The sequence below is a fragment of the Acinetobacter marinus genome (genome assembly GCF_900096915.1).
Lineage (GTDB): Bacteria > Pseudomonadota > Gammaproteobacteria > Pseudomonadales > Moraxellaceae > Acinetobacter > Acinetobacter marinus.
This window is the reverse complement of record NZ_FMYK01000008.1, coordinates 51,351-65,215: the sequence shown is the minus strand read 5'-3', so window position 1 is coordinate 65,215 and position 13,865 is coordinate 51,351. Positions and strand designations below refer to the sequence as shown.

Annotated in this window: 12 protein-coding genes and 1 pseudogene; 4 read left to right on the top strand and 9 right to left on the bottom strand. The window is 43.1% G+C overall.

Features of this window, described 5'->3' with window-relative positions; translation table 11 throughout:
- Nucleotides 1-87: 87 nt before the first annotated feature.
- The 5 genes from BLQ60_RS11970 to prfB form a co-directional block, all read right to left on the bottom strand.
- Nucleotides 88-711 carry a hypothetical protein gene (locus tag BLQ60_RS11970; protein WP_092620800.1) on the bottom strand — a complete coding sequence of 208 codons (624 nt, stop codon included), beginning with the start codon at nt 709-711 and terminating at the stop codon, nt 88-90.
- Between the two features lie 198 nt (nt 712-909).
- Nucleotides 910-1,956: an MBL fold metallo-hydrolase gene (locus BLQ60_RS11965; RefSeq protein WP_092620903.1), complete on the bottom strand. Its 1,047-nt coding sequence runs from the start codon at nt 1,954-1,956 to the stop codon at nt 910-912.
- 109 nt (nt 1,957-2,065) lie between these two features.
- A complete protein-coding gene (locus tag BLQ60_RS11960) occupies nt 2,066-3,130 on the bottom strand; it encodes an alkene reductase (protein ID WP_092620797.1) in 1,065 nt (354 codons plus the stop codon).
- Between the two features lie 19 nt (nt 3,131-3,149).
- Nucleotides 3,150-3,452 carry an ArsR/SmtB family transcription factor gene (locus BLQ60_RS11955; protein WP_092620795.1) on the bottom strand — a complete coding sequence of 101 codons (303 nt, stop codon included), beginning with the start codon at nt 3,450-3,452 and terminating at the stop codon, nt 3,150-3,152.
- Nucleotides 3,453-3,610: 158 nt separating this feature from the next.
- A protein-coding gene (gene prfB / locus BLQ60_RS11950; protein WP_143005220.1) for a peptide chain release factor 2 occupies nt 3,611-4,706 on the bottom strand; the annotation gives its coding sequence in 2 pieces (ribosomal slippage) (nt 3,611-4,633 and nt 4,635-4,706; 1,095 coding nt in all).
- A gap of 396 nt (nt 4,707-5,102) precedes the next feature.
- Here prfB and BLQ60_RS11945 point away from each other — a divergent pair.
- Complete coding sequence (locus BLQ60_RS11945; RefSeq protein WP_092620791.1) at nt 5,103-5,885, top strand: putative porin; 783 nt, start codon at nt 5,103-5,105, stop codon at nt 5,883-5,885.
- A 135-nt stretch (nt 5,886-6,020) separates the two neighbouring features.
- Here the strand turns inward: BLQ60_RS11945 and BLQ60_RS11940 are convergent, their stop codons facing one another.
- The gene (locus BLQ60_RS11940; protein ID WP_092620789.1) at nt 6,021-7,397 is read right to left on the bottom strand and encodes a nucleobase:cation symporter-2 family protein; all 1,377 of its coding nucleotides are present in this window, start codon (nt 7,395-7,397) and stop codon (nt 6,021-6,023) included.
- Nucleotides 7,398-7,564: 167 nt separating this feature from the next.
- Here BLQ60_RS11940 and BLQ60_RS11935 point away from each other — a divergent pair, with 167 nt between their 5' ends.
- Nucleotides 7,565-8,512, top strand: a complete 948-nt coding sequence (locus BLQ60_RS11935) for an isopenicillin N synthase family dioxygenase (protein WP_171259106.1) — start codon at nt 7,565-7,567, stop codon at nt 8,510-8,512.
- Nucleotides 8,505-9,356, top strand: a complete 852-nt coding sequence (locus BLQ60_RS11930) for an alpha/beta fold hydrolase (protein ID WP_092620787.1) — start codon at nt 8,505-8,507, stop codon at nt 9,354-9,356. Before BLQ60_RS11935 ends, BLQ60_RS11930 begins: the two co-directional genes overlap by 8 nt.
- Nucleotides 9,357-9,418: 62 nt before the next feature.
- Here the strand turns inward: BLQ60_RS11930 and BLQ60_RS11925 are convergent, their stop codons facing one another.
- The 3 genes and pseudogenes from BLQ60_RS11925 to BLQ60_RS11915 all read right to left on the bottom strand — a co-directional run bounded on the left by BLQ60_RS11925 (nt 9,419) and on the right by BLQ60_RS11915 (nt 12,938).
- Entirely contained in the window at nt 9,419-10,264 is an 846-nt protein-coding gene (locus BLQ60_RS11925; RefSeq protein WP_092620785.1) for an SDR family NAD(P)-dependent oxidoreductase, read from the bottom strand.
- An 89-nt stretch (nt 10,265-10,353) separates the two neighbouring features.
- Nucleotides 10,354-11,801: pseudogene (locus BLQ60_RS11920) on the bottom strand (flavin-containing monooxygenase).
- Between the two features lie 237 nt (nt 11,802-12,038).
- Nucleotides 12,039-12,938: a 3-hydroxyacyl-CoA dehydrogenase gene (locus tag BLQ60_RS11915; protein ID WP_092620897.1), complete on the bottom strand. Its 900-nt coding sequence runs from the start codon at nt 12,936-12,938 to the stop codon at nt 12,039-12,041.
- A gap of 217 nt (nt 12,939-13,155) precedes the next feature.
- Between BLQ60_RS11915 and BLQ60_RS11910 the strand changes: the two genes are divergently transcribed.
- The gene (locus BLQ60_RS11910; RefSeq protein ID WP_092620783.1) at nt 13,156-13,818 is read left to right on the top strand and encodes an AraC family transcriptional regulator ligand-binding domain-containing protein; all 663 of its coding nucleotides are present in this window, start codon (nt 13,156-13,158) and stop codon (nt 13,816-13,818) included.
- The last annotated feature ends 47 nt before the right edge of the window (nt 13,819-13,865 follow it).

Sequence of the window (13,865 nt, the reverse complement as noted above, 5' to 3'; positions counted from 1 at the left end):
AAAATGGCTTTGATAATTCTAAAATGTCTTGCGCATTATGCGTGAAATTCAGGGCTTTTTCATCTGCACTGTTTTATTTGTTCTTTTTTATTTGTTCTTTGTCAAGGCAGGAATCCGACAGTCTGTATAAGTGGCAGGTTTTGGGATTTTCGGCAGAATAATCTCGATGCCGGGTAAAATACCGTGTTTGTCTTTCCATTCTGCATCGGCTGACGGCACACGCTCGCCACACACCGCAACGATATTTCGACGATAGCTTTCATCTAAGCCGACTTTGTCCGAGCCAATCATCATCAAGCCATTTGGTCCGAAAATCGGGGTAAAAACATAGCCACCGTATTCTATATTAATATCTTTGATTGGTACATTCAGCGTGGCACGATAAGCTCGATTGGTCATTAGCTCAACCCACTGCGCAGATACTTGCCACTGCCCATCTCGACCGACGTCTTTTGGTGGCGTCAGCACACTATTTCCTGCCCCGCCACCATTACGCTCCGACATGGATTGATCTGCTGCACCTGCAATCAGAATCGGCGGTGTTTCTGCCAGTGGCATTTCCATCGCATAGTGGGTCAAAATCACTGGGGTATTTTCATAGCTGTTAAAGCCTAAACCGAGATACAACAGATCGTGTGCTGTGGCGCAAGCACTGAGTAAAGTACAGCAGGTGAATAGACTGATACGTGTTGTGATCCCTTTTTTTATCATGTGCGCTACTCCATTTTATTCTTACAACGATATTTGCATCGTATGAGCATACAGCAATGTTTCACGTGAAACAGCATTCTACAAAGTAAAAAAACGCTGAACTACATCAGCTCAGCGTCTTTTCAAAGTCATCAAACCAATAGATCGCTTGAATACTGATATTTAGCGACTTTGATATAAGATCTTTTATTTGACGAATTATTTCACAGTTTTGTTCACCTGATCTACGGGTAAGACCTGCGGATTATATTGCACTGGAATCCATTGATAGTGGTTTGGCGACGTTTCACGAATATGCCCCACACCAGGGAATGGCAGATGCGCAGCCGCAATAAAATCACCATTTTTCGCAAATGTTTTAAACAAAGCTAAGCGTGTTTGTATGGCTTGTTTGGCATCAAAATCCGCTGTAAAGCTGATTTCAGGTTGTTCAAATTGGAGCGCATGGCTATGTACCACATCCCCAAGAATCAACATTTTCTGATTTTTTGAATTGACCAAAAAGCTACTGTGCCCGATGGTGTGTCCGTGCGTTGGTACAATGTTGATACCCTCAGCGATTTGATCACCGACTTTAAAGGTTTTGAATTGTTTGCTAGCCTGATAAGGCTGGATAATCTTGGCAGTTTGATCAAATACGGATTTAAAATTCGCCTGCTTTTCTTTTGGAAATTTACTGAGATTGGTAGGGTTCAGCCAAAAATCAGCCTCGGTTTGATCGACGTACACGGTCGCATTTGGGAACGCCTTCTGCCCTGCGATCGGACTAATGCCACAGACATGATCTGGATGAAGATGGGTCAATAAAATCTTATCGACCTGCTCGACGTGATAGCCTGCCGCATTGAGATTTTTTTCAATCGAGCCAAGACCTTCACCGAAACATTTTGCAGCGCCACTATCAACCAAGATCAGTTCTTTGCCCGTATTGATCAAAAACGCATTCACCGACGTCTGAATGGCTTTGCTCGGATCAATATAATAACCTTTAAGCAAGGCACTCATTTTTTCCGTCGATTGTCCTTGAAAGTATTGCTCCAATGGCAGTTTGGCATCACCATCGTATAAAGCAGTGATTTGAAAATCGCCCAATGCCTGACGATAAAACCCAGCAACCTGATTACTGGCAATAGCTGGACTTGCTATAGATTGTTGATTGTCGGTTTTGGCATAACTACTGTGTGTGAGCAGAATACTTGCGGAAAGAAATGCAGAAACTGCTAATTTACCTGTTAAATTTTTCATCATATTCACCCAAATCTTTGCAAAATTCAAATTTGTTGTCGGCACTCGCTATCCATCGTAACGAGTGCTTATTTTGGTTATTAACTACCCTTTACTTTGCCCATGCAAATTAAGCGTCTGCTTTTTCCAGTGCAGGATAATCGGTATAACCTTCTGCAGTGCGTCCGTATAAGGTTTCTGGATTAACTCGATTCAATGGTGCATTGTCGAGTAAACGCTGATACAGGTCAGGATTAGCGATATAGGCTAAGCCAAATGCCACCGCATCGGCTTTACCCTCAGCAAGGATCTGTTTTGCAGATTCAGCTGTGAGCTTTTCATTGGCAATCCACACGCCTTTAAACTTGGCACGAAGTTCAGGACTTAGACTGTCTTCCGCCTGATACTCACGAGCAAAGATAAATGCGATGCCACGCTGGCTGAGTTGTTCCACGGCATAGCCAAAGGTTTCACTCGGATTGGCATCACCCATGTCATGCGCATCCATACGGGGCGCAAGATGCACGCCGACTCGACCTGCACCCCATACCTCGATAAAGGCATCAACCACTTCTAATAATAAACGTGCACGATTTTCGATCGCACCGCCATATTCATCATCACGCAGATTGGTTGAGCTTTGTAAGAATTGATCAATCAAATAACCGTTGGCTGCATGCAGTTCGACCCCATCAAAGCCTGCTTGTTTGGCAAGTGCTGCGGCATTTTTATAATCTTGGACAATGCTTTTAATTTCTTCAATCGACAATGGACGTGGTGTTTCAAATGGACGCTTCGGGCGAAGCAAGCTGACATGACCATCGGCTTGCACTGCACTGGCAGATACTGGCGTTTCACCATTTAGCAAGTCTGGATGTGAAATACGCCCTACATGCCAGAGCTGTGCAAAGATTTTTGAACCTTGCTCATGTACTGCATCAACGACTTTTTTCCAGCCTGCGACTTGTTCTGCATTATATAAGCCAGGCGTATGTTCATAGCCGACCGCCGTTGGACTAATCACGATCGCCTCGGTGAGCATCAATCCCGCATTGGCACGTTGACGATAGTATTCGACGTTCAGATCATTCGGGACACGAATCTCGCCAGAACGTGCACGTGTCAATGGTGCAAGTACCAAACGATTTGAAATCTCTACATCACCGACTTGTAACGGTGTATTTAACTCAGCCATTTTGACCTCACATGACGGCTTATAATGCGTCTTTTAAGTATTCAATATATTGCTGAATTAAGTCTTCATTGCGGGTGAAGTATGACCATTGTCCACGCTTGTGCACAGTGATCAGACCTGCTTGTTGTAACACCGAGAGATGGTTGGACATGGTCGATTGCGACACACCACCAAGGCGTTCGATATGCCCTGCGCACATACTGCCAGGCACGATACAGTCGTGTAATTCTACGGGTAGATACTGCTCTGGGGCACGTAACCACTGTAAAATCTGCCGACGAACTGGGTTTGCCAACGCCTTGAATATTGCCTCGGTATCCATAAATCTCTATCAATGATCGAAATGAATCAATTAATTCAGCACCTGAATACACTATATCGTAATTTTTCGATATTTAAATCTATTTTTTACGATATAAATTCAAGGTGCTGAATTTATTTAATATTTAATTTGTGAAAAAGAATTTCACACGGATTTTTTTACAATCCTTGCTTCAAACTCGCTTCAATAAATTTATCCAAGTCACCGTCTAATACCGCTTTAGTATTTGAAGTTTCAATATTGGTACGCAAATCTTTGATACGTGAATCATCCAACACATAAGAGCGAATCTGACTGCCCCAGCCAATGTCTGACTTGGTATCTTCGAGCGCTTGGGCTGCTTCGTTACGCTTTTTCATCTCAAGTTCATAGAGTTTTGCACGAAGCTGTTTCCATGCTGCATCACGGTTGGCATGTTGTGAACGCTGGTTTTGACACGCTACCACAATACCTGTTGGGGCATGAGTCAGACGCACTGCCGAATCCGTTTTGTTAATGTGCTGACCACCTGCACCCGAGGCACGGTAGGTATCAGTTCGCACGTCAGCTGGATTAATATCAATCTCGATATTGTCATCAATCTCAGGCGACACAAACACCGCAGAGAACGAGGTATGACGGTTATTGTTGCTGTCAAATGGTGATTTACGCACCAGACGATGCACGCCAGACTCAGTACGCAACCAGCCATAGGCAAACTCACCATCGACTCGAATCGTCGCCGACTTAATCCCTGCCACATCGCCATCAGAAACTTCCATCAAATCGGCTTTGAAGCCATGACGTTCGATCCAGCGCATATACATACGAAGTAGCATGGATGCCCAGTCCTGCGCCTCTGTACCACCCGAACCTGATTGAATTTCGACGAAACACGGATTTGGATCCATCGGATTGCTAAACATGCGTTGGAATTCTAATTTTTCTAAGGCTTGTTCTGCGGTATCAAGTTCTGCAGTGACATCATCGAGCAGGCTTTCATCTTCTGCTTCTACTGCCAAGTCGAGCATCGCCTGCGCATCGACCAATTGCTCAGCGAGCTGATCTAAGACACCGACACTATTTTCCAATGCGCCTTTTTCTTTGGCGATGGCTTGCGCACGCGCTTGATCGTTCCAAATCGCTGGATCTTCTAATTCACGCAACACTTCTTCTAAGCGTTCTTTCTTCAGATCGTAGTCAAAGATACCCCCGTAACATATCGCCACGATCGGTCAAATCTTTTAATCGAAGTACAAAAGGATTAATTTCCATAATATAAACTGTCATAACACAAAAAATTAGCGCACATTTTAGCACATTACTCACCCAAGCTCACCTTGCTTGATATGGTCTTTTATCTGCCTGTTTAGCTCTTTTAATCCATCTAAAACACCAACAAAATCCAGCGAAGTATGTCCATATTTTCTGAATATATTGCATGATATTTAATCAAAATTTAAATACATACAGAGATTAACAATTTATTGATGAAACTTAACACAATTTTTAATTATTAATTTTCAATAAGTTAAATGCATATATTTCATCAATGTTACACAACCTACCTACAAGTTCACAGGACGTAACTAAGAAAATTTGACTCAATTGCAATATTTCTTAGACTAGAAATGTAACAAAAAATTTTAATTCCAATTTTTGGAGGATTTTATGAATAAGTTAACACTTGCTACTGCTATCCTTGCAGCATCTAGTTCTTTTGCGATGGTTAATGCCAATGCCTATCAATTTGAAGTTGGGGCTGGTGCAGGCTATGTCGATCCAGACAATGGCGATTCTGGTAGCGCATTTGACCTTGGTGGTACTTACTACTTCAATCCAGTTGAGGACAAGAATGCACCTTTAGCTGAAGCAGCATTTGTCAACCGTGCAAGTAATGTGCACGCTGGTGCGACTTTCCAAGATCAAGGCGACTTAGATACCAATACCTATGGCGCTGGTGTGGAATATTTCGTACCGAATTCGAACTTCTATGTTAGCGGTGACATTGCCAAAACTAACTATGAATATGATGATGCAGACATTGATAATGATCTGACCACATATAGCGCAGAAGTCGGTTATTTACCTGTACCAAACTTGTTGATCGCAGTGGGTGCACGTGGTTGGGATGCCGACGATGATGATGGCGTAGATCCAACATTACGTGCCAAATATGTGACCCAAATCGGTGACAATGCAGTGAATCTTGAAGCGGGCGCAGCATTTGGTGACTTGGATGAATATAACCTTGCTGCGGACTACTTCATCGACAACAGCTTCAGCGTTGGTGCGGACTACTACAGCAATGATTTAACCGACAACAGTGAATTCGGTATCAATGCCCGTAAATTCATTACGCAAAATACCAGCCTAGAAGGTCGTGTTGGCTTTGGTGACACCAATGACAACGACTACAACAGCTTTGGTATTGCAGCGAAACATCGTTTCTAATCTGTCACACCTATAACACTTAAGCCAAATCAAAAAAACCGCTGAGTTGATCTCAGCGGTTTTTTTACATCTTAAATGAGCATTTTCTGATGATTTAACTTTTCTGTTTTTTTAATTCGCCGTTTAACACATTATTTATGGTTTGATTGGCTGATGTGCTTCAAGTTCATGCTTGTCAGTGTTCATTTCAAGTTGTTGATCTTTAGTCGTTTTAAAATGGTTAAAGAACAAGTTTAAAATCACCGCAAATACACAAGTCGCACTCACACCAGAGTGGAAGAAGGTTTGAACCGCTTTTGGCATTTGGCTAAAGAATTCTGGACTAATCAATGGGATGATGCCCGCACACAGTGCCACGGCAACGATGATCATATTAGATTGTTGTTGATAATCTACTTTTGATAAGGTACGAATCCCGCTCACCGCCACACTACCAAACAGCACAATGCCCGCACCGCCAAGAACTGGTGCTGGAATCGCTGCCACCAAACGCCCGAAAATTGGTAATAGACCGAGAACCACCAAGATCGCACCGCCAGTTGCGACCACAAAACGGCTTTTTACCCCAGTAATCGCCACCAAACCTACATTTTGCACGAACGCACATTGCATAAATGCGCCGAAGAATGGTGCAACAGCTGAAGACAACATATCCGCACGTAAACCATTGGCGATGCGTGGGCTATCTACTTTGGTGCCGACGATCTCACCAATAGCCAAAATACTGGCTGTGGTTTCAGTTAAAATTACGATGGTGACCACCATCATCGACAAAATCGCAGATAACTCAAAGACTGGCGCGCCAAATGCAAGGAAGTTTGGTAATGCCAACCATGAGCCTTCACCGACTTTAGAAAAATCAGCATAACCCATCAACAAGGCTGCAACCGTCCCAAGTACAATCGCAATCAAAATCGATAAGCGTTTAATCGCAGGTGTCCCAAATTTAGTCAGTAATAATAAAAACACCAAGGTCAGACCAGCCATACCGAGATTAGCCAGCGAACCCCATGTTTCTGCTTTGGGATTGCCGCCCATGATCCAGCGAATCGCTACAGGCATCAGCGACACACCAATGATAGTAATGATCGAACCTGTGACGATCGGCGGGAAAAAGCGCACGATTTTTGAGAAGAACGGTGCGATCAATATCCCAAACACCGAGCTGACCATCACTGCGCCTAAGATGCTCTGAAAACCGCCCCCCGTCGTACCAATCGCAATCATGCCTGACACGGCAGCAAATGAGGTGCCTTGTACGATCGGAAGCTGTGAACCAAACCACTTGGTACCTAAGGTCTGAAGTAAAGTCGCCAAACCACCGATCAAAATCGATGCCGTGATCAACATGGCGATCTGCGCAGATTCCAAACCAATCGCTGACCCAACCACCATCGGTGCTGCAATCAGACCACCATACATGGTTAATACGTGTTGTAAGCCGAAGCTCAGATTTTTTGCCATACCGAGTTGCTCATGCTCGGGGGAGCGTTTTGTATCCGCAATATCCATGGTCTTACCTCAATTGTTCAATATTCAGATGCTGGGAGTGCATTTTTATTGATCAATGCAAGCGTTGTGCCAATTATTTTTTATGCTTGGTTCAAATGCGCTACATGGTATGCAAATTGCTTCTATAGCTTGTGTCATTTATATTTTTAAACAAAAGGAAATACATCATGCAAAGCATTCCTGTCATCGATATTGCGGGATTATTTAGCGAACAAAAAAGTGAGCGAATAGCGGTTGCTAAAACTATTGGTCAGACCTGTCTGGACAAAGGATTCTTTTATATCCAAAACCACGGCATTGATGCCAATTTACAACAGCAAGTTTTTGCACAAAGTCAGCAATTTTTTGCCTTAGATGAACAGCAAAAAAACCGAATTCATAAAAATTTATCGATCGCCAATCGAGGTTATGAGCCACTGAAAAACCAAACTTTGGAAGCTGGCACACCCGCAGATTTGAAAGAAGGCTTCTATTGTGGGCGTGAATATGCACCAAATAGTATCGAAGTGCACCAAAAGAAGTTCAATCATGGCCCCAATCAATGGCCAACCGAACTGGATGGCTTTGCCGACACCATGATGGCGTATCAAGCCCAACTCGAACAGCTCGCCAAAACCTTGATGCGAGGATTGGCATTGTCTTTAAACTTAGATGAGTTTTATTTTGACACTTTTAGTCAGGATGCCTTGATTACTCTGCGTTTATTACACTATCCGCCACAACCTGCCAATCCCGAACCTAATGAAAAAGGTTGCGGTGCACATACCGACTTTGGCGCACTCACCTTATTGCTCCAAGATCAGAATGGTGGTTTACAAGTTTGGGATAATCAGCATCAAGATTGGATCGATGCCCCGCCAATCGAAGGCACTTATGTGGTCAATCTTGGGGATTTAATCGCTCGCTGGACCAATGATCGTTACAAATCCACGCTACACCGTGTCATCAATCGTTCAGGACGAGAGCGTTATTCTGTGCCCTTTTTCTTTGCAGGCAATCCAGATTATCAAGTGTCCTGTTTAAATTGCTGTCTTGATGACACACAAACTGCGAAATATCCAGCGACCACGGTAGAACAACACTTTATCGAAATGTATCGGAGAACGTATGGCTAAGCATATCGTATTGGTGCACGGCGCATGGCAAGGCAGTTGGTCATTTGCACTATTGACGCCATATTTAGAACAAATCGGCTGGCTGGTGCATGCGTTGGATTTGCCAGAAAATGGCTGTTTTATTACACCAGATCATGACCATAGCAAACCATTGAACACCCAACAGCCATATCAAATACAATCTGAGCTGAGAAAATATACTCACTACAGCGCAGATTTACAGGGTTACAGCACCTACGTTTGTGATTATATTGAAAAACTCGGTGAATCCGTTGTTCTGCTCGGGCATAGTGGTGGTGGTCTGACCATTAGCCAAGTCGCAGAAATGATTCCCGAAAAAATTGAATGCCTCATCTATCTGGTGGGCATGCTATTACCTTCGGGCAGTACTTTTTTAGATTTTATCCAACACTGTGAAAAAGCATTTCCGCAGATGAATTTTCAAGGCATTGCGCCGTATCTCCGCTTTGAAGATGGCAAAAGTATGGTTAGTGCCGAAGGTGCACAGAAAATATTCCTGCAAGATTGTGCGTCTGAGCTGGCACAACAGCTCATCGCACAGCTTAAGCCACAGCCTGAATCAGGACGTGATCTGCGACCGATTTTGACAGCGCAACGCTTTGCACAGGTGAAAAAAATATATGTCGAAGCCTTAAAAGATCAATCTCTCGACATTCGCATGCAACGTCTAATGTATCAATTGCAACCTGTAGATGCAGTAATCACAATGGATACAGGGCATGTACCGCAAGCCATACAACCTGAATTACTGGCACAACGATTACATGAGCAATTACAAAAAATTGAGATGGATCATGAAGCACAGCCTGATTTAACACTGTGAGTATCCAAAATATAAAACCCATCGTACAATATTGATCATACGATGGGTTTAGGTTGAATTATTTAAGCACTTTTCGCCATGATTTCAGCCAATTGTTTATCGACTTGCTGTCTAGCCACCATCGGAAACATACCGATCAAGCGTTTCAGCACACGGGCTTGTTTGCCTGGAATAATAAAAAATGCATCGCTCTGAATCCCAGCCATGATTTCTTTGCAGGCAGGTTCGACTTTGAGCGAGCCACCCATCTGTTTGAGTTGCGTGGTAATTTTTGAGCCAATTTTTCTTTCTTCAAACACCATTGGCGTTTCGATCTCAGGCGGACAGACCACAGCCACATCGATGTTTTGCGATTTCAACTCTAAACGGAGTACATCCGCCAAACCAATCGTACCAAACTTCGAGGCACAATAGCCTGCATAGCCATAACAGCCCAGTATGCCCGCCATCGAAGCCACCAAGACCAATTTAGGATTTTGCTTGCTTTGTCCTCGGGCTTGTTTGAGATACGGCAATGCTACGGATGCTACATTGCGACTGCCGCTCAGATTAATGTTGATCTGACGCTCAAACTGATCAGATGTTTGTTCTTCAAACGGTACAGCATAAACAATTCCTGCGCAGTTGATCACGGTCATTGGTAATGACATGTCTTGGTTGGCTTGTGCAAAATGTTGCTCGATCTGTGGAATATTCAGCACATCAAGCGTATAGCCTTGAATGTTTTGCTCGGCTTGTTTGGCATTTTTAACCGATTTTTTCAGTTGTTGTACTGCCTCATCGACTTCTGCATGGGCAAAAATACAGACTTTATCGCCTGCTTGTAGATAGCGTTTTGCTAACTCCAAGCCGATACCACTACTTCCACCGACGATCCATCTGACTGCTGATTGTTTTTTCTTAAACATCCTATTTTCCTTTGATTTTTCCGTATTCATTGATCATAAAAGTGATCGATCACATCAGCGACTCATCTTACACATTGTGAATGCGTCGCTTAACTCACCCAACGTAGTGCAGGATCTGCAATCGGTGCATTGAGCATGTCACGGTCATTCTCATAATGATGTGCAACCATCCAATGCTTGGTGCGTCCTTGTCGTGGCATTGCTTGTTCGCCACGTTTGACATAACCTGAGTTCAGACCTGAGACGATGCTGCTGTCCATCGCTTCGCCTTGGCTCGCTTCTGGCATCACGCTTTGCGCACGGCGCTGATCTTTTTCAGCAAGTAGACGACAGACATATTCTGCTGCCATATCCACTTTCAGTGTCCATGAGGCATTGGTATAACCGACCATATAAGCAAAGTTTGGAATATCTTGAATTAATACCCCTTTGTACATCATCTTTTGGGTAATATCGATCGCCTGCCCATCAACGCTAAGTTGCATTCCCCCTAAAATCTGTAGATTTAAACCTGTCGCAGACACCACCACATCCGCTTGCAGATGTTTACCTGATTTCAGCTGAATGCCATCCGCATCGAAATGATCAATGTGATCGGTGACCACAGAGGCTTTGCCATCACGGATATAATCAAAGAAATCGCCATCAGGTACAGCACACACTCGCTCATCCCACGGGTTATAACTCGGGGTAAAATGCGCCATGTCAAAATCCTCACCGACACGTTTTTTCACACCATGCAGTAAAAATTGGCGCATCTGTTTTGGAAAGCGACGTGACAATTTATAAATCCCACGTTGCATCAAAATATTTTTATTACGGGTAAAGTTATACAGTGTCTGTTCAGGCAAGACTTTTGCCAAAAGCTCAGACAATTTATCTTGACCTGGAATCACAGAAACATAGCTTGGAGAGCGTTGTAACATAGTGATATGCGCACTTTTATCAGCCATTGCAGGAATCAACGTCACGGCGGTTGCGCCACTACCGATCACCACTACATTTTTACCTGTGTAATCTAAATTTTCAGGCCAAAATTGCGGATGGATAAAGGTGCCTTGATAATTTTCCACACCTTCAAATTTTGGCTGATAACCTGCGTCATGGTTGTAATAACCTGTACATGACACCACAAATTCACACTGAATTTCTCGCTTTGCTCTGTGTGTACATCTTTGATGCTGATCGTCCAGCAACTGCTTTGACTGTCAAAATCAAGTTGAGACACTTCTGTGCCATAGCGGATATGCTCAAGTACACCATATTCTTCCGCTGTTTCTTTGAGATAATCTTTAATTTCGGTCGCTTCAGCGAGGACTTTGCTTTTTTTCCATGGACGGAATTTAAACCCAAAAGTCGCCATATCTGAATCCGAGCGAATGCCTGGATATTTAAATAAATCCCATGTACCGCCGAGATCTTGACGGCGTTCTAAAATGATATAGCGTTTATTCGGATGATACATGCTGAGCTGGCATGCCATATCAATGCCTGAAATACCTGCACCGATGATCACAACATCATAATTCGCTTTCATGTGATGGCTCCTTGCCAAACGAGTTTGTCTATTTTTCAACCTTTATTCTGCAACTGAATTTCAATGATATCTTGACATTTCGAGTCTATTTTTTGACATATTGAGTCAATACTTTGTGAATATTCATGATCTACTTGTGTTTAATTTTCATTTTTTAATTAAAAAAAGAGCAGCACGATTGCTACTCTTGATTCGATTGGTGATGGACGATCTTTTGGTCAAATCATCTGATATACATCAATCTTTTAAAAAATCTGCCTGTTCGAATGCAGGATTCGGATAGCTATAAAACCCTTTGCCTGTCGGTGTACCCAAATTCCCTTGATCAATCATCTCTGTTTTGAGCTTATCGACGATACGCTGCATCACTGGGCTTTGCGTCGCTTCGGCTTGCAGTTTTGCCACATTATGCGCCGTGGTAATCCCCACCATATCGATGATCGCAAATGGTCCCATTGGGTTACCCAGACCTTTCATCCATGTTTTATCAATCGTTTCAGGATCGGCAACGTCATTCACCCAAAGCTCGAGCGCAGAAACAAGAAAAGGCACTAACAGCGTATTGATAATAAAGCCGGGTTGCTCTTTATGCAGTGGCAATGCCAACATACCAATGGCTTTGGCAAACTCAACCACATCCGCATACACTTGTGCATCTGTAGACTGATGTCCCATGATTTCCGCAGTATTATTTTTCCAAATACGATTGGCAAAATGCAATGCTAAAAATTTCTCAGGACGACCGGTAAATTCAGCAAACTGACTTGGCAACAAGGTCGAGGTATTGGTGGCGAAAATGGTTTTTTCAGGGGCAACTTTGGCCAATTTTTCATAAAAATCACGTTTAATTGACGGATCTTCAGGCACCGCTTCAATCACCAAATCTGCATCTTGTACAGCAAGCGCCAAATCCGATTGATAGCTGAGATTAGCAAAAGTGGCATCTAACTGTGCCTGACTCGCTTGCATATCCTGTTGATAGCACGTTGATAATTCATGAAATTTGGCTTTTGCCTTATCAAGCACTTGATCATTCACATCATATACAGTGACTTTGAAGCCATGAAATGCGGTTTGAAATGCAATTTGATAGCCCAATACACCGCTACCTGCCACCATAATCTGTTTAAAATTCATCACAAAGTCCTTCTGTTCTTTCCATAAAATCATTCAGTAAAATCATTGTGTTAAACGACATTTTTTCTAGACCATACAATGTTTCTAGGCAATCAATCGCTTAATCGCAAAAAAGATATCAAATCCCATTGTGTCGATGATTTTTTCTGATAACTTGACTTAATGAGTCTTTTTTTTGACTTATTGAGACGATTTAATCAAAGCATGGATTGCTGATATGGAACATTTCACTGCGCAAGCGCTTACCCAAGGTCACCATGAAGATCGCGTGCATAGCTCAGCGCTGCGTGGCTATCTTGATGTCATGCACCAGCTCGGCACGGATCCACTTCCAATCATTACAAGACACGGCATCAGCCTTGAACAATTACAAGATGATAACGCGTGGATTGCACACAGTGCGATGATTTATTTGCTTGAAGACAGTGCGCAACAATCCAATTGTGCGGATTTGGGATTGCGCATCTCACGCTTTCAAGATATTGGGATTTTAGGGATGCTTGGGCTCATTTTACAAAGCGCATCCACGCTTCGAGAAGTGATTAAATACAGTTCAGATTTATTATTTCTGCATGGTTCTGCGCTACGGCTGTATATCAATGAACACGTGACTGATCAATTGTTTGAAAATAGTCATGATGTGGTCGAGATTATTTTTGATATACAACTCAATCATTCAATCAATCTAGACGCTATACACACCAAACGGCAATCTATGGATTTAGGACTGGCGGTCTGTCATCTGCAGTATTTGGCTGACTCACAGGTATCGATGAGTCAAATCGCTTCGGTACTTGGTTTTTCAGAACAATCTGCACTGAGCCGTGCCTGTAAAAGTTGGTTTGGCATGACGCCGAGGGCGTTGAAAAAAAGCACATAATTAAATTTTCTTTTCCGATCTCCCTTTTTCAAGTAGAATATAGAACT

Excerpts from the sequence above, each read along its gene's own strand:
- BLQ60_RS11955 (WP_092620795.1), bottom strand. The coding sequence starts at position 3,452 with ATGGATACCGAGGCAATATTCAAGGCGTTGGCAAACCCAGTTCGTCGG.
- BLQ60_RS11915 (WP_092620897.1), bottom strand. The coding sequence starts at position 12,938 with ATGAATTTTAAACAGATTATGGTGGCAGGTAGCGGTGTATTGGGCTAT.
- BLQ60_RS11910 (WP_092620783.1), top strand. The coding sequence starts at position 13,156 with ATGGAACATTTCACTGCGCAAGCGCTTACCCAAGGTCACCATGAAGAT.
- BLQ60_RS11970 (WP_092620800.1), bottom strand. The coding sequence starts at position 711 with ATGATAAAAAAAGGGATCACAACACGTATCAGTCTATTCACCTGCTGT.
- BLQ60_RS11960 (WP_092620797.1), bottom strand. The coding sequence starts at position 3,130 with ATGGCTGAGTTAAATACACCGTTACAAGTCGGTGATGTAGAGATTTCA.
- BLQ60_RS11945 (WP_092620791.1), top strand. The coding sequence starts at position 5,103 with ATGAATAAGTTAACACTTGCTACTGCTATCCTTGCAGCATCTAGTTCT.
- BLQ60_RS11925 (WP_092620785.1), bottom strand. The coding sequence starts at position 10,264 with ATGTTTAAGAAAAAACAATCAGCAGTCAGATGGATCGTCGGTGGAAGT.
- BLQ60_RS11940 (WP_092620789.1), bottom strand. The coding sequence starts at position 7,397 with ATGGATATTGCGGATACAAAACGCTCCCCCGAGCATGAGCAACTCGGT.
- BLQ60_RS11930 (WP_092620787.1), top strand. The coding sequence starts at position 8,505 with ATGGCTAAGCATATCGTATTGGTGCACGGCGCATGGCAAGGCAGTTGG.
- BLQ60_RS11935 (WP_171259106.1), top strand. The coding sequence starts at position 7,565 with ATGCAAAGCATTCCTGTCATCGATATTGCGGGATTATTTAGCGAACAA.
- BLQ60_RS11965 (WP_092620903.1), bottom strand. The coding sequence starts at position 1,956 with ATGAAAAATTTAACAGGTAAATTAGCAGTTTCTGCATTTCTTTCCGCA.